This is a genomic window from Hymenobacter daeguensis, assembly GCF_054780555.1.
In genome coordinates, this window is record NZ_BAAGWC010000001.1 from 864,101 (window position 1) to 878,527 (window position 14,427).

The window sequence follows — 14,427 nt, forward strand, 5'->3', positions numbered from 1 at the left end:
TCAGGTTACTAAGTAGTGTTGCAGCTGCTTAGAGAGGCATGCTTTGCGTGTCTGAAGAGCTTGCGCTTTTAAAACAGGCCGAACAAGGTGCTGTCAATCTTCTCTATGATGGTGCCCAGGTCTTCGGGGTTGCGCACATAGTCGAGCTCATTCACGTCGATGATGAGGCTGCGGCCGGCGCTGTAGGTGCCAATCCACTTCTCGTAGTGCTCGTTGAGGTTTTTGAGGTACTCGATGCTGATGGTGTTTTCGTAGTCGCGGCCGCGCTTCTCAATCTGGCCGATGAGCTTGGGCAGGTCGGCGCGGAGGTAGAGCAGCAAATCGGGCGGGGCCACGAGGTCCACCATCGACTCGAACAGGGCGTAGTAGTTGTTGTAGTCGCGGGTTTCGAGCAGGCCCGACTCGTGCAGGTTGGCCGCGAAGATGTGGGCGTCTTCGTAGATGGTGCGGTCCTGGATGATGCCCTTGCCCTGCTTCTGCAGCTCTTTGATGCGCTGCGTCTGGCGGAAGCGGCCGTTGAGGAAATACACCTGCAGGTGGAAAGCCCAGCGGGGCATGTCGTGGTAGAAATCCTTCAAATACGGATTGTCGTCCACGTCTTCCAGAAACACTTCCCAGCGAAAATGCTGGGCCAACTTATGAGCCAGGGTGGTTTTGCCGGCCCCAATGTTGCCGACGATGGCAATGTGCATGCGCTACGAACGAAAAAGGCGAGAGATAAGCAGAACCCCAAAGGTAAGGGGCTCCCGGGCATTGGCTCAACCATTGAGGACCGGTATTACGTAGTAGATTTGCTATATAACCCTGTACTAATCTGCCATGCTTACCGCCGAAGCCAGCCACCTCACCACTTTGTCCGACAGCTACGGGGCACCGCTGGCCGAGTACTACTATTTTCCGGAAACCCGCGCGCTCTACATTCGCTGGCATGGACACCTGACGGCGGCGGCCGTCATTCGGGGCGTGGTGGCGGCCATGCAGCTGCTGGAGGAGCATCCGTTTGAGCGCGTGCTCAACGACAAGCGCGACACGGGCGGCGAGTGGAGCGAGGCCCTGCCCTGGCTGCAGTACGAGTGGCGCCCCCTGGCCGTGGCGGCCGGCATTCGGGCCATTGCCTACATTCTCTCGCCCGACTTTACGGCCCAGATGGTCAGTACCGAGTTTGTGGAGGCCATGCACGGCCAGATTCGCGTGGCGCTGTTTACGGGCGAGGACGAAGCCCGCCGCTGGCTGCAAAACCAATAGCAGATGGCCGAGCGGCTAGTCCAGCTTTTCCTTGACCTGGCGCGCACCGCGCAAGGTGTGAAACTCGCCCTGGAAGGAGCGGATGCGCAGGCGCTCTTCCAGCGGCAGCTCGGTGCGAACCTGCTCGTAGCGCTGGTTGAGCCGGGCCAGCACCTGGCCGGCGGCGTCCCACTGCGGGTAGGTCCAGGTGCGGCGCTCGTCGCGGGTGGTGGCAATGAACCGCTCGTAGAGGTTGGGCAGCTCTTCGGCCCGGGCTTGGGCCAGGTTCACGTCGGTTTGCAGCAGGTGCTGCTGCACGGGGTCGGCGGCGGCGCTGGCGGCGCGCTGGGCGGCGGCCTGGCGGGCCGGGGTGGCCGCCGCGGGCCGCGAGCCGGTGAGCTCGCCGCGCCGGAGCAGCTCGGCCTGGGTGGTGGCTTGGGCAAAGCCGGCGGCGGGCAGGCCGGCGAGGAGCAAAAGAAGTGCAGCTTTCATGAGTCGGAACAATGAAAAACGATGGTTTGCGGCCTTAAACGCAAGGAATGGGCCAACCGTATCAGGGTGGGCGGGCCGGTTTCGGTTTTTTCGCCGCAATTTCGTGCTTTGCCGCTATTATGACTTCTGACGCCCCTGCCGCGCCGCCGCGCATTGAGCCCGCCACGCTCAAGGACATTCCGACCATTATCCAGCTCGCCGAGGCCACCTGGCAGCCCACCTACCGCTTCATCATCTCGGAGGAGCAGCTGGAATACATGTACCGGGTGATTTACTCGCCCGCCGCCCTCAGGCGCCAGATGACGGAGCAGCAGCACGTCTTTCTGGTGGCCCGGGTGGAGGGCGAGCCGGCCGGTTTCGCGTCCTTCAGCCCCTTGCCGGCCGAGGAAAACGGCGGGGCCGGCTACAAGCTGCACAAGATTTATGTGCTGCCCACCCGGCAGGGCTCCGGACTCGGCGTGCAGCTCATCGAGGCGGTGGAAAACGCCGCCCGTGCCGCCGGCGGCCGCTTCCTCGACCTGAACGTGAACCGCTACAACCCCGCCATTGCTTTCTACGAGCGGCGCGGCTTCCAGCGCCAGCGCGAGGTAGACGTGCCCATCGGCCCGTATTTCATGAACGACTACATCATGCGCAAAGCGCTTTAAGGGCTGGGTTTTGAGGGCTGAAGGTTGAGTTATTGCCAATTGCTAAAGCTCAACTTTCAGCCCTCAAAACCCGGCCCTGTCTCAACTCAACCTTCAACCCTCAAAACCCAACCCTCCCCAATGGCCACCAAACTTACCGTCCTTTCCAACGGCTCCCTCCGCGTAGAGGGCGAAGACATCGAACTCGTGGACGCCCAGGGCCAGCCCTACGGCCTCGGCGGGCGCCAGCGCATCAGCATCTGCCGCTGCGGGCTTTCCAAGCAGAAGCCCTTCTGCGACGGCTCGCACAAAGGCCACTTCGAGCACGACGCCACGGCGTTTGACCTGCCCGCGCCCAAGCCGGCCGTGTAGTCCCTTCATTTCAAGCAAAAAGCCCGCTGACCAATTGGCCAGCGGGCTTTTTTTTCAGAGGTAGGGTGCGGGGCTTGCCCCCGCCCGCCGTCGAACGGTTTCGCCTGCCGTCACTCAGCGGCCGGCGGGGACCAGTCAAGCCTCCTACTCCACCACCAGGCGTTGCGAATACTCGCCGCAACGCACCACGTAGGTGCCGGCGGGCAGGCCGCGCAGGTCCAGTTCGGCCTGGGCCGTGGCTGGGGCGGGGTAGCGGCGCACGGTGCGGCCCAGCGCATCGGTCAGGGTGAGGGCGAGGCGGGGCGCGCCGGCGGGCAGGCGCACCGTGGCGGTGCCGTGGGCGGGGTTGGGGTAGAGCTGCGCGGCGGGCGCGGCGTTGGCGGCCGTGGTGGCCAGCGGGGCGTTGGGGTCGTAGATGCCGAAATTGGACATGGCCTTGCTGCCATCGCCGGTAGCAGTAAACTGTCCTCCCGCGTAGAGCTTGCCATTCGGGTCGATAGCCAGGGCAAACACAAAGTTGTTATTTATTCCAGTGCCCAATGCACTCCACCCGGTACCGTTCCACTTGGCCACCTTGCTGGCCGGCATTCCGCCGGCTTGAGTGAAAGCACCGCCCACGTACACATCTCCATTACCAGCTAATGCCAGTGCGCCGACACTGCTTGCACCGGTACCGAGGCTACTCCACACCGTCCCGTTCCACTTAGCTACACAGAAGGCTCCTATACTTCCTGCTCGGGTGAAGGTGCCGCTCACGTACACCTCTCCGGTATTCGCTACTACCAGCGCGCTAACGGGGCCATTGACACCATTGTCGCTGCCCATTGTCAGGGGGGTCCATACCGTTCCATTCCACTTGGCCACACTGTTGGCTCTTCCTCCGCCAGACACGGTGACAGTGCCTGCGTTGAAGAATCGGCCGCCCACGTACACCTCTCCGGTGCTTGCTACTGCCAGTGCGTAGACAGTGTCATCCACCCCGTTATTCGTCCCCGTGCCCAGGGTACTCCACGCCGTGCCGCTCCACTTAGCCACCCGATTGGCCACTAGCCCGCCAGCACGCAGAAAGTCGCCGCCCACGTAAAGCTCTCCGGTAGTCGCCACCGCCAGCTCGTTCACAACGCCAATCACGCCGTTGGCCGTCCCTGTACCCAAGCTGCTCCACGCCGTCCCGTTCCACTTGGCCACATTATTGGCTGCTGCTCCGCCGGCCTGCGAGAAGCTGCCGCCCACGTACACCTCTCCAGTATTTGCCACCGCTAGCGCGAAAACAGCGCCATCTACCCCATTGCCAGCTCCCGTGCCCAGGCTGCTCCAGGTCGTCCCGTTCCACTTAGCTACGCCGTTGGCCACTACCCCGCCGGCCTGGGTGAATAAGCCCCCCGCGTATACATCCCCGGTACTGGTCACGGCCAGCGCGTACACGCTGCCGTTCACGCCATTTCCAGGCAGCCCAAACCCATCGGCCCACCGCTCATCCCCCGCCCCCGTGGTACCGGCCGGCCGGAACACCGGCCGCCCATCGGGCGTGGTGCCCATCCGGAACTGCCGGGCATCGAAGGAGCCATTCAGGCCGGTTTTCAGGGTGCCGTCGGGGCTGAGGGCCTCCGTCAGGGGGCGGCCGGTGGGCGGCGGGGTGGAGGCCTGGGCCCGTAGCCCCAGCAGCAGCAGAAACGCCAGCAGCGAATGCAGTAGATTTCTTTTCATCAAAAAGCCTGGAAAGGTGTAGAAAGAAGCAGCAATATAAGCAACCTACCCGCCCGTCCGAAACGCGCCGTTGGCCCCCAGCATCTGCCACAGGTTCTGGCGCACCACGTCGCCCATCGAGTCGCAGCGGTCAAAGGCTTCGGTGCGGTGGTAGCGGTTGAGCTCGGCCTTGAGCTGGGCCACCTTTTCGGGCGGGGCCAGCTCGTGCTGGCGCATCACGTCCAGCAGGTCGCGCAGGCGGTGGCGCTCGGCGCGGGCGCGGCGGGCCATGAGGGCGCGCTCCTCGGTCTGGTACTGCCGGATGGACTCGGGCTTGAGGTGGCGGGCGCACATGGCCACCACGGCCGCGTTGTCTTTGAAAAACTGGGGCAGGTACATGCTGCGGCGGCCCTCGTAGCTCTGCTGGTCGAAGTCGATGGCCTTCACCCGGTACTGCTCATTCTCGAAGTCGGGCGTGACGGCAATGACGTAGTTATACGCCCGCATATCGCCCAGCAGGCGCACGAAGCAGCGCTCGTTGAACTTCACGAACTCCTTGGCCAGGCGCACCTGGTTGAGGTGGGGCAGGCTGAGGTGGTGACGGATAAAATCATCGCCCGGAATGCCCACAATGTGCTCCTCAATCAGCGTATCGCCGCTCACCAGGAAGTTCATCGAGTTGGGCGAGAGCAGGTGCTCCAGCTCCAGGCCGTAGAGGCGCGAGGCATCGGCCTGCTTCACGTAGAAGTAGTCGTAGTTGTCGTTGAGCTGGTTCACGATGCGGACCCGGAACGGCCGCGAGTTGCCAAACTCGCAGTAGTCCACGCGGTCGGCCACGAGGTGCTCAGAAAACGACATGTCGCCCGCCGTTTTCAGCAGCGCATACACCTGCGTCAGGCCCTGGCCCAGCTCGCGCAGCGTCTGCGGCTCAAAAAACACGGTTTGCCAGAGCGTGTCCTTCCCCGCCCGGTCCAGCAGCGGAAACGAGCCCGTGAACTGCCGCAAATCGGCATACGTCACGGGCAGCTGGGTTTCGCGGTCGTAGGCCCGCAGGTACTGGCGCAGGCCGGGCGTGAGCGGGTACGGCGGCTTTTTGCGGGAAATGTCCACGGTTGCAATGGGTGAATGGCTGAATGAGCGAATGAGGGAATGGGTGAATGAGCGAATTGTTGAACTGAAGCAGCTAACCCATTCACCCATTCCCTCATTCACCCATTCACCTAACCTGCCAGCTCGCTCACCAGCTCCACGTACTGCTGGCGGGCGGCGTCTTGGCTGGTGCCTTTCAGGCTGTTCCAGGCATCGTATTTGGCAATGGCCTTGAAGTCAAAGCCGCCGGGGCGCTCGCCGCTGAGGTCGCCCTCGGTGGCTTGCTTGTAGAGGGCGTAGAGCTGGAGCAGCACCGTGTTGGAGGGCTTGGCGGGCAGCTGCTGGGCGCGCTGGCTGGCGGCGTCGAATTCTTCCTGTGTGGTCATAACAAGTAACGTTGATGAAAGTACCGTGGCGCAATGATACGGCAGGGCCGCAGCCTAGCGCTTGCCCGACGCCTCACGATAGACGGAAGTGACGCGGTAGAGGCCGGTTTTGCGGTCGAAATCGGCCAGGCTCTGGCTAAAGCTCAGCTCGCTCAGGGCCTTCACGAAGGCCGGATTGCTGGCCGCGAACAGCTCGCGCAGGTACGGCACCGTGAGCGGAAACACGAGGCCGTTGAGCCCCAGGCTGAAGAAATAGTTCTGCTGGCCGCTGGCGTTGGGCCGCAGGCCGGTGCTGGTGATGGATGCCTGCCGGGTGTACACGCAGAGCGTATCGGTGTGTTCGAGGCGGTACTCCTCGCCCCGGTAGATGCGGAAGGTGCGGCCCTTGCCCGACACGTAGCCCCACACGCTGTCGGGCGATACGCGCAGCTTTTCGGTTTTGGGACCGCGTGGCACCTCCACCACCAGCTGGCCGCGCTTGTCGGGGTAGGTGGCATCGGAGCCGGCGGGCTGGGGCTGGCGGCGGTGGTAGGCCGCCGCCGTGCGGTAGGCCCCGGGCGGAATGGTGTAGAGCTGGGCGACGGCGGGCGTGGCCAGCAGGCTGATAACAGCCAGCAATGAAAAGCGAACGAGGGTCATAAGCACGAAGAATGGGGCGAATGTACGGCCGGCCCGCGCCCGGTGGCGCCGGTTGGGCCGAATGTGGCGGCCATTGCCGAACTTTGGGCAGGTCAACTGTCCGTTGGCCCGTAATCATTCCCGCATCCATGAAAAAAACGTTGTTGCCGCTGCTGCTCGCGGCCCTCATTCTGGCCCACGGCACCGCCAGCGGCTGGGGTTTCTTCGGCCACCGCACCATCACCCAGATTGCGGTGTATGAGCTGCCCGCCGCCATGCAAGGCTTTTACTACCGCAACATGGCCGAAATCGTGCGCCTGAGCACCGCCCCCGACGAGCGCCGCAACGACGACCCCACCGAAGCCCCCAAGCACTTCATCGACATGGACCACTACTCCGAAGACGACCCCTTCGGCAAGGTGCCGCGCAAGTACGACGAGGCCGTGGCCAAGTTCACCACCGATACGCTGAAGAAATACGGCACCGTGCCGTGGGTCATCATGGAAATGAAGGACAACCTGACCGAAGCCTTCCGCCAGCGCGACACGGTGGGCATCATCAAGTATTCGGCCGAGCTCAGCCACTACACCGGCGATGCCTTCGTGCCGCTGCACACCACCGTGAACTACGACGGCCAGCTCACCGACCAGAAGGGCCTGCACAGCCTCTGGGAAAGCCAGCTGCCCGAGAAATACATTGCCGAATACAAGCTCGACGGCGAGTCGGCCAAGTACATCAAGGACCCGCTGGCCGAAATCTGGACCACCATTCAGAAGAGCTACGGCTTCCTGGGCGAAACCTTCGACCGCGCCGCCAAGATTGACAAGACCATGAAGCCGGAGGTGCGCTACGTGTTTTCGCACAAGTACGGCAAAACCACCCGCCGCTACTCCGACAAGTACGCCGAAGAATACAACAAGGCCGTGGGCGGCATGGTCGATTTCCGCCTTAAGGGCGCGCCCACGCTGGTGTCGTCGCTCTGGTACTCGGCCTGGCAGGATGCCGGCAAGCCCGACCTCAACGCCCTGATGCACCCCGGCAAGCCCTCGAAGGAGGAAAAGGAAAAGCTCGGCACTGAGCTTGCCGCCTGGAAAAAAGGCACCCTCGTGCAGGACCAGCTGCTGCTGGCCCAGCAAAAGGTGAAAAAGGTGGAGGAAGTTGACCAGATTAAATCGGCCAAGGACATGGCCGAGCCGCCCGTGATTGAAACCGAAGCCGCGCCCGAAGCCGCGCCGGCCGCACCCGCCGCGCCGGCCACTGCGCCGGCTGCCGCGCCCGTCGATAAGGTGAAAGTGAAAACCAAGACCAAAGCCGGCAGCGAAAAGAGCAAGCAGAAAGCCGGTACCCTGGACTGGTAGCAAACCGCTGCGCCAGCTGTCATCCTGAGCTTGCGAAGGACCTTACCACGTAAAAACGACCTGCGGCAACCCAGCTGCTTGCCCAAACGTGCTAAGGTCCTTCGCGGTGCTCAGGATGACCCGTTTTACCCACCTCCCTCGCTCCTACTCCCGTTGCTTATGGCTGTTTTCTCTGCTTCCCGCCTGCTGGTACTGAGCGCTGGCCTGCTGGCCGCCTGCAACCAGGCCCCGCCCGCCACCGCGCCCGTGGCCACCAGGCCCGTGGTGCCCGGCCCCGACCTGGCCACCCTCACCGACAGCACCGTCCCGGCGGCCCTGCTGGCCTATGGCCGGCAGTACCCCGGCTCCGAAGTGCTGGTGCACACCCGCCTGGGCACTATTCGGGTGAAGCTCTACGACGACACGCCCATTCACAAGGCCAACTTTCTGCTGCTGGCCCGCAAGGGCGTGTTCGACGAAACCATGTTCAACCGCGTGGTGAAGGATTTTGCCGTGCAGGGCGGCCAGACCTACGCCGCCCGCACCATCCGGTTGAAGCGCTACCGCCTGCCGCCCGAGTTCCGGCCCGAGCACTTCCACCGCAAAGGCGCCCTCGGCATGGCCCGCTACGACGACGAGCAGAACCCCGGCCACCTCTCCTCCAACACCGATTTCTACTTCGTGGTGGGCGAAAAGCTGGCCCCCAACCAGTCGCAGGCCATGGCCGGCCGTAAGCTTACGCCCGCGCAGGTAAAAGCCTACGCCACCGTGGGCGGCGTGCCCTCGCTCGACGGCAAGTACACCGTATTCGGCGAAGTCGTCGAAGGCCAGGACGTGGTCGACAAGATTGCCAACGAGTCCGTGGAATCGGACAAGTGGCCGGTGACGGATATTCCCATGAAAGTGGAGGTGGTGAAGTAGGCCCCGCACCGACCGACGGCTCCCCCAGGCGCAAAAAAGGCCCGCCTCCAGGGGAAGCGGACCTTCTTCTATCAGAGGGAGCATAGGCGCTCACTCACGATTCAAGGCAGGCTATGCAAATGCCTTACCAGATTTTGGCGCGGGCGTCGGCCGGGCGCACCATCTTGTCGCCATCCTTGCAGCCAAAGGCGCCGTGGAACTCCGGCATGTTCTGCAGCGGGCCGTTGGTGCGGAACTGGGCCGGCGAGTGCGGGTCGGTCTGCACCTGCTGGCGCAGGAACTCGGGCCGGGCGTTGGTGCGCCAGATTTGCGCATAGCCCAGAAAGAAGCGCTGCGCGGGCGTGAAGCCGTCAATCGACTTCCCGGCCTTGTATTGGGGCGTCTTCTGGAAGGCCTGGTAGGCAATGGTGAGGCCGCCGAGGTCGGCCAGGTTTTCGCCCATGGTCAGGTTGCCGTTCACGTGCACCGAGTCGAGCGGCATAAAGGCATCGAACTGCTTGCCCACCACGGCCGCTTTGGCGGTAAATTTTTCGGCGTCTTCTTTCGTCCACCAGTCGCGCAGGTTGCCGCTGGCGTCCGATTTGCGGCCCTGGTCATCGAAGCCGTGGGTCATCTCGTGGCCAATCACGGCCCCGATGCCGCCGTAGTTCACCGCGTCATCGGCCTTGGGGTCGTAGAACGGCGGCTGCAGAATGCCGGCCGGAAACACAATCTCGTTCATGCTCGAGTTGTAGTAGGCATTCACCGTGGGCGGCGTCATGCCCCACTCGGTGCGGTCAATCGGCTTGCCAAACTTGCTCAGGTTGTCGCGGTTGGCCCACTCGGCGGTGGCAAAGAGGTTGTTGAGGGCGCTTTCGCGCGATATTTTCAGGGCCGAATAATCCTTCCACTTGTCGGGGTAGCCGATTTTCACGGCGAAGGCGTTGAGCTTTTTCAGGGCTTCGGCTTTAGTGGCGGCGCTCATCCATTCCGTGGCCTGAATGCGCTCGGCGTAGGCCTGGCGCAGGTTTTCCACCATCACCTTGGCGCGGGCCTTGGCTTCGGGCGAAAAAGCCTGGTCGACGTAGAGCTGGCCGAAGGCTTCGCCCAGGGCGCCGTCGGTGGCGCGCAGGGCGCGCTTCCAGCGCGGCTGCTGCTGCTTGGCCCCCGTGAGCACCTGCGTGAACTTGAACGACTCGTCGCCATAAGCCTTGGGCAGCGCCGAGGTGACGCCGCTCACCAGGTGCCAGCGCAGGTACTGCTTCTGGTCGGCCAGCGGCTCTTCCCCAAACATGGTGTTCACTTCCTTCAGGTACTCGGGCTGCCCTACGATGATTTCCCTGGCGCCCGACAAGCCGCTTTCCTTCAGCACCAGCGGCAGCGCCAGGTTGGGATAGTCGGCGGTCAGCTGCGCCACGGTCAGCTTGTTGTAGTTCTTCTCCCGGTCGCGCAAATCCACGCGGCTGCGCGAGGCCTTGGCCAAGCGCGTTTCGATGCGCGTGACGGCGGCGGCGTTTTTCTCGGCCGTGGCCGGGTCGTCGCCCAGCAGCTTGAAAATGCTGACCTGGTAGGCCTGGTAAGCCGCCCGAATGGCTTTCGAGCGGGCGTCGTCCTTCAGGTAGTAGTCGCGGTCAGGCAGCGAGAGGCCGCCCTGGCCCATGCGCACGGCGTACTGCGTGCTGTTCTTGCTGTCCTGGCTCACGCCGAAGCCGTACCAGCCGGTCCCGAACGAGCGCGGGTCGGCCAGGTAGTGCTGCATGGTGGGCAGGTCGTTGATGGCCGCAATCTGGTTGAGACGGGGCTGCAGGTATTTCAGCCCGGCGCGTTCGATGGCCGCCGAGTCCATCGCGGCAGCGTAGAAGTCGCCCACTTTCTGCAGGTTGGTGCCGGGGCGGGCCATGCGGTCGTTGGCCGCTTTCTCCAGAATGCGGCGCTCGATGGCCTGGTTGTTATTGGCCAGCTCGTTGAAAGACCCCCAGCGCGTTTCCGACGCCGGAATGGGGTTGTTTTTCAGCCAGGTGCCCGAGGCAAACTGAAAGAAGTTGTCGCACGGAGCCACCGAGCGGTCCAGGTTGGCCAGCGAAATGCCCGTGCCAGCGGTGGGCGTGCTCACGGCCACTTTCTGCTTGCCCGCGTTGCCGGACTTGGTCTTAATCTTGGTCTGAGCCTGGGCGGCCCCGGCTGTGAGCGCCAGCACGGCCGCTGCAATTGCGGCCCGACGCGCAAAATTCTGTTGATTCATTCGCTTACTTAATAAAAAGAGGCCAATAAGTAGGAAGTGCAAGTTACATCTGGCACAACCACCTGTAAGAAGGCAAAAAATGAAAAGGAGGAATGAAATTTTGGCAATAGCACCAAAATTTCATTCCTCCCAATCAGCAGGCATTCTGCTTGGTCCGACTACCAGATTTTCGAGCGGTCAGCGGCGGCGCGCATCATCTTGTTGCCGTCCTGGCAGCCGAAGGCTTTGTAGAACTCCGGCATGTTCATGAGCGGGCCGTTGGTGCGGTACATGGCCGGCGAGTGCGGGTCGGTCTGCACCTGCTGGCGGATGTACTCGTCGCGGGTGTTGGTGCGCCAAATCTGGCCGTAAGCCAGGAAGAAGCGCTGCTCCGGCGTGAAGCCGTCGATTTTCTGACCGGCTTTGGCTTGGGGCGTTTTCTCAAACGCCTGGTAGGCAATGGTGAGGCCGCCGAGGTCGGCCAGGTTTTCGCCCATGGTCAGCTTGCCGTTCACGTGCACCGAATCCAGGGGCGAGAACGCATCGAACTGCTTGCCGATAACGGCCGCTTTGGCGTTGAATTTATCGGCATCTTCCTTGGTCCACCAGTCTTTCAGGTTGCCTTCGGCGTCGTACTGCCGGCCCTGGTCGTCGAAGCCGTGGGTCATCTCGTGGCCAATCACGGCTCCAATGCCGCCGTAGTTCACCGCGTCATCGGCTTTGGGGTCGAAGAACGGGGGCTGCAGAATGCCGGCCGGAAACACAATCTCGTTCATCGGCGGGTTGTAGTAGGCATTCACCGTGGGCGGCGTCATGCCCCACTCGTTGCGGTCGATGGGGTGGCCGAAGTGCTTGATTTGGTCTTCATTGGCCCAGATGCGGGCGGCCAGCACGTTGTTCAGGTAGCTTTCGCGGCTGATGTTCAGGCTCGAATAGTCCTTCCACTTGTCGGGGTAGCCGATTTTCACCGTGAAGGCGTTCAGCTTTTTCAGGGCTTCCTTCTTGGTGGCGGCGCTCATCCAGTCGGTAGCCATGATGCGCTCGCCGTAGGCTACGCGCAGGTTTTCAATCATTTGCTTGGCACGGGCCTTGGCGGCAGGCGAGAAAGCCTTGTCCACGTAGAGCTGGCCGAAGGCTTCGCCCAGGGCGCGGTCCGTCGAACCCAGCATGCGCTTCCAGCGGGGCTGCTGCTTCTTGGCCCCGCTCAGGGTCTGGCTGAATTTGAAGGCTTCGTCGCCGTAGGCTTTGGGCAGGGCGGCGGTCACGCTGCTCACCAGGTGCCAGCGCAGGTACTGCTTCTGGTCGGCAATGGGCTCTTCCTTCAGCATGGTGCTCACTTCCTTGAGGAAGTCGGGCTGGCCCACAATTACTTCCTTGGCCGCACCGAGGCTGTTTTCCTTCAGCACAGTGGGCAGGGCCAGGTTGGGGTAGGCGGCGTTGGCCTCGGCCACCGTCATCTTGTTGTAGTTGGCGTAGGGGTCGCGCAGGTCCACGCGGCCTTTGCTGGCTTTGGCCAGGCGCGTTTCGATGCGCTGCACGGTGGCGGCGTTGGCTTTGGCCGTGGCCTCGTTGTCGCCCAACATCTTGAAGGTGTTCACCAGGTAGTTCTCGTAGGCCGAGCGAATGGCTTTCGAGCGGGCATCTTCCTTCAGGTAATAGTCGCGGTCGGGCAGCGAGAGGCCGCCCTGGCCAATCTGCACCGCGTATTGCGTGCTGATTTTATCGTCCTGGCCCACGCCCATGCCGTACCAGGCGTTGCCGGCCTGCGACTTGGGGTCGGCGAGGAAGCGCTGCATCTCGCTCAGGTCCTTGATGCTGGCAATGCGGTTGAGGTAGGGCTGCAGGTATTTCAAACCGGCCGCTTCGATGGCGGCCGAGTCCATGGCCGACGCGTAGTAGTCGCCTACTTTCTGGGCGTTCGAGCCTTTGGGGGCTTTCGAGGCATTTTTGGCCGCCTGCTCCAGAATGGTGCGCAGGGTGGCGTTGTTGTTGTTGGCCAGCTCGTTGAACGAGCCCCAGCGCGACTCTGCCGCCGGAATCGGGTTGTTTTTCAACCAATTGCCCGAAGCGTAGTGGAAGAAGTCCTCACAAGGCTTCACCGACGGGTCGATGTTGGCGATGTTGATGCCCACGCCCTTCTGGGGGGGCGTAGTGGGCGGACCAGCTGCCACGAAAGCCGTTACGCTGCCGAGGCCAAGAGCGGCCAGGGTGAGCCGCCGCGCAATAGAAGTTGAAAACATGAACATTAGGAATGATGGGATGGGAGTTTAGGCCGTGAAGGTACAGACACCAGCCTTGCAGCCCGGTTGCACCGACGCCACAAAGATTGGCACAGGTTCCGAAACATTCGCCTTACGCGTCCCGTTCGGCTCCCCTCAGGCCGTAACTTGCGCCCATGCCGCTCTATAATCGCCGCCCCGAACTGGTGCCCGCACCCGCCCCGCCCCCGCTGGGCCTGGCCGAGCTGCTGGGCTACGTGCGCCTGGCCCTGCAACGGCAACTGGCTGAATCATATTGGGTAGTGGCCGAAGTGGCCGAGCTCACAGTGCCGCGCTTCGCCGGGGCCCATTGCTACCTCACCCTCACCGAGCAAACCTCCGACGGGCGCGGCACGCCGCTCAAGGCGCAGGCCCGCGCCACGCTCTGGAGCCAGCGCTATCAGCAACTGGCCCCGGCGTTTGAGCGGGCCACCGGCCAGCCGCTGCGCGCCGGCCTCCGGCTGCTGCTGCGGGTGCAGGTGCGCTTCCACGAGCAGTATGGCCTGAGCCTCGACGTGGTGGCCATCGACCCCAGCTACACGGTGGGCGAGCTGGCGCTCCTGCGCCTGAAAACGCTGCGGCTGCTGGAAGAGAAAGGACTACTGGAACGCCAGCAGCAGCTGGCGCTGGCGCTGGCGCCGCAGCGGCTGGCCGTCATTTCCTCGCCCACGGCGGCGGGCTTTCAGGATTTTGTGCAGCAGCTGCAGGAAGCACCGTATGACTTTGCGCTCAGCCTGTTCCCGGCCACCATGCAGGGCGACGACGCGCCCGCCAGCATTCGGGCCGCACTCGATGGCATCCGGGCCAGGCGCGGGCAGTTCGATGCCGTGGTGCTGATTCGGGGCGGCGGCAGCCGGACCGACCTGCTGGCGTTTGATGAATACGGCCTGGCGGCGGCGGTGGGCGCGTTTCCGCTGCCAGTGCTCACGGGCATCGGCCACGAGCGCGACGAAGCCGTGGTGGACCTCACCGCCCACCGCGCCCTCAAGACTCCCACCGCCGTAGCCGCCTTCCTGGTCGAGCGCCTGGCCCGCCTCGAAGCCGCCATATTCGGCCTGGGCGAGCAGGTGGTGGCCCAGGCCCGCCGCCAGCTCAGCCAGCGCCACGCCCGCCTCGACCAGCTGAGCGGCCGGGGCCGCTACGCCGCCCACCGCCAGCTCGACGATGCCCGCGACGCCCTGCGCGAGCGCACCCGCCAGGCCATCATCGGCCCGCGCG

General features: G+C 63.5%; 14 protein-coding genes. 6 read left to right on the forward strand and 8 right to left on the reverse strand.

Annotated features, from left to right (window positions below; all coding sequences use genetic code 11):
- Window positions 1-68: 68 nt before the first annotated feature.
- Window positions 69-692 carry a deoxynucleoside kinase gene (locus ACYVHT_RS03600; RefSeq protein ID WP_460548019.1) on the reverse strand — a complete coding sequence of 208 codons (624 nt, stop codon included), beginning with the start codon at window positions 690-692 and terminating at the stop codon, window positions 69-71.
- Window positions 693-819: 127 nt separating this feature from the next.
- Here ACYVHT_RS03600 and ACYVHT_RS03605 point away from each other — a divergent pair, with 127 nt between their 5' ends.
- Window positions 820-1,245: a SpoIIAA family protein gene (locus ACYVHT_RS03605; RefSeq protein ID WP_460548021.1), complete on the forward strand. Its 426-nt coding sequence runs from the start codon at window positions 820-822 to the stop codon at window positions 1,243-1,245.
- A gap of 15 nt (window positions 1,246-1,260) precedes the next feature.
- Here the strand turns inward: ACYVHT_RS03605 and ACYVHT_RS03610 are convergent, their stop codons facing one another.
- On the reverse strand, window positions 1,261-1,716 hold the full coding sequence (locus ACYVHT_RS03610) for a hypothetical protein (protein WP_460548023.1): 456 nt from the start codon (window positions 1,714-1,716) through the stop codon (window positions 1,261-1,263).
- A gap of 119 nt (window positions 1,717-1,835) precedes the next feature.
- On the opposite strand from ACYVHT_RS03610, the gene ACYVHT_RS03615 reads away from it, so the two are divergent.
- Window positions 1,836-2,363 carry a GNAT family N-acetyltransferase gene (locus tag ACYVHT_RS03615; protein WP_460548025.1) on the forward strand — a complete coding sequence of 176 codons (528 nt, stop codon included), beginning with the start codon at window positions 1,836-1,838 and terminating at the stop codon, window positions 2,361-2,363.
- Between the two features lie 120 nt (window positions 2,364-2,483).
- The gene (locus ACYVHT_RS03620; RefSeq protein WP_046243298.1) at window positions 2,484-2,714 is read left to right on the forward strand and encodes a CDGSH iron-sulfur domain-containing protein; all 231 of its coding nucleotides are present in this window, start codon (window positions 2,484-2,486) and stop codon (window positions 2,712-2,714) included.
- Between the two features lie 144 nt (window positions 2,715-2,858).
- Here the strand turns inward: ACYVHT_RS03620 and ACYVHT_RS03625 are convergent, their stop codons facing one another.
- From ACYVHT_RS03625 to ACYVHT_RS03640, 4 genes are all read right to left on the reverse strand, one after another.
- Window positions 2,859-4,421 (reverse strand): T9SS type A sorting domain-containing protein, encoded by a 1,563-nt coding sequence (locus ACYVHT_RS03625; RefSeq protein ID WP_460548027.1) that lies wholly within the window; start codon window positions 4,419-4,421, stop codon window positions 2,859-2,861.
- A gap of 45 nt (window positions 4,422-4,466) precedes the next feature.
- Complete coding sequence (locus tag ACYVHT_RS03630) at window positions 4,467-5,510, reverse strand: hypothetical protein (RefSeq protein ID WP_460548030.1); 1,044 nt, start codon at window positions 5,508-5,510, stop codon at window positions 4,467-4,469.
- A gap of 110 nt (window positions 5,511-5,620) precedes the next feature.
- Window positions 5,621-5,875, reverse strand: a complete 255-nt coding sequence (locus ACYVHT_RS03635; RefSeq protein WP_460548032.1) for an acyl-CoA-binding protein — start codon at window positions 5,873-5,875, stop codon at window positions 5,621-5,623.
- A 54-nt stretch (window positions 5,876-5,929) separates the two neighbouring features.
- Window positions 5,930-6,514, reverse strand: coding sequence for a hypothetical protein (locus ACYVHT_RS03640; protein WP_460548034.1), 585 nt, complete (start codon window positions 6,512-6,514; stop codon window positions 5,930-5,932).
- 128 nt (window positions 6,515-6,642) lie between these two features.
- Here ACYVHT_RS03640 and ACYVHT_RS03645 point away from each other — a divergent pair, with 128 nt between their 5' ends.
- Together ACYVHT_RS03645 and ACYVHT_RS03650 are read left to right on the forward strand one after the other, a co-directional pair.
- A complete protein-coding gene (locus tag ACYVHT_RS03645; RefSeq protein WP_460548035.1) occupies window positions 6,643-7,851 on the forward strand; it encodes a zinc dependent phospholipase C family protein in 1,209 nt (402 codons plus the stop codon).
- Between the two features lie 159 nt (window positions 7,852-8,010).
- Window positions 8,011-8,751: a peptidylprolyl isomerase gene (locus ACYVHT_RS03650; RefSeq protein ID WP_460548037.1), complete on the forward strand. Its 741-nt coding sequence runs from the start codon at window positions 8,011-8,013 to the stop codon at window positions 8,749-8,751.
- A 124-nt stretch (window positions 8,752-8,875) separates the two neighbouring features.
- On the opposite strand, the gene ACYVHT_RS03655 is transcribed toward ACYVHT_RS03650, so the two are convergent.
- On the reverse strand, window positions 8,876-10,972 hold the full coding sequence (locus ACYVHT_RS03655; RefSeq protein WP_460548039.1) for a M13 family metallopeptidase: 2,097 nt from the start codon (window positions 10,970-10,972) through the stop codon (window positions 8,876-8,878).
- 158 nt (window positions 10,973-11,130) lie between these two features.
- Window positions 11,131-13,191: a M13 family metallopeptidase gene (locus tag ACYVHT_RS03660; protein WP_460548041.1), complete on the reverse strand. Its 2,061-nt coding sequence runs from the start codon at window positions 13,189-13,191 to the stop codon at window positions 11,131-11,133.
- A gap of 155 nt (window positions 13,192-13,346) precedes the next feature.
- Here ACYVHT_RS03660 and xseA point away from each other — a divergent pair.
- A partial coding sequence (xseA, locus tag ACYVHT_RS03665; RefSeq protein WP_460548043.1) for an exodeoxyribonuclease VII large subunit occupies window positions 13,347-14,427 on the forward strand: 1,081 nt, incomplete at its 3' end.

Excerpts from the sequence above, each read along its gene's own strand:
- ACYVHT_RS03600 (WP_460548019.1), bottom strand. The coding sequence starts at position 692 with ATGCACATTGCCATCGTCGGCAACATTGGGGCCGGCAAAACCACCCTG.
- ACYVHT_RS03605 (WP_460548021.1), top strand. The coding sequence starts at position 820 with ATGCTTACCGCCGAAGCCAGCCACCTCACCACTTTGTCCGACAGCTAC.
- ACYVHT_RS03610 (WP_460548023.1), bottom strand. The coding sequence starts at position 1,716 with ATGAAAGCTGCACTTCTTTTGCTCCTCGCCGGCCTGCCCGCCGCCGGC.
- ACYVHT_RS03615 (WP_460548025.1), top strand. The coding sequence starts at position 1,836 with ATGACTTCTGACGCCCCTGCCGCGCCGCCGCGCATTGAGCCCGCCACG.
- ACYVHT_RS03620 (WP_046243298.1), top strand. The coding sequence starts at position 2,484 with ATGGCCACCAAACTTACCGTCCTTTCCAACGGCTCCCTCCGCGTAGAG.
- ACYVHT_RS03625 (WP_460548027.1), bottom strand. The coding sequence starts at position 4,421 with ATGAAAAGAAATCTACTGCATTCGCTGCTGGCGTTTCTGCTGCTGCTG.
- ACYVHT_RS03635 (WP_460548032.1), bottom strand. The coding sequence starts at position 5,875 with ATGACCACACAGGAAGAATTCGACGCCGCCAGCCAGCGCGCCCAGCAG.
- ACYVHT_RS03640 (WP_460548034.1), bottom strand. The coding sequence starts at position 6,514 with ATGACCCTCGTTCGCTTTTCATTGCTGGCTGTTATCAGCCTGCTGGCC.
- ACYVHT_RS03645 (WP_460548035.1), top strand. The coding sequence starts at position 6,643 with ATGAAAAAAACGTTGTTGCCGCTGCTGCTCGCGGCCCTCATTCTGGCC.
- ACYVHT_RS03650 (WP_460548037.1), top strand. The coding sequence starts at position 8,011 with ATGGCTGTTTTCTCTGCTTCCCGCCTGCTGGTACTGAGCGCTGGCCTG.
- ACYVHT_RS03655 (WP_460548039.1), bottom strand. The coding sequence starts at position 10,972 with ATGAATCAACAGAATTTTGCGCGTCGGGCCGCAATTGCAGCGGCCGTG.
- ACYVHT_RS03660 (WP_460548041.1), bottom strand. The coding sequence starts at position 13,191 with ATGTTTTCAACTTCTATTGCGCGGCGGCTCACCCTGGCCGCTCTTGGC.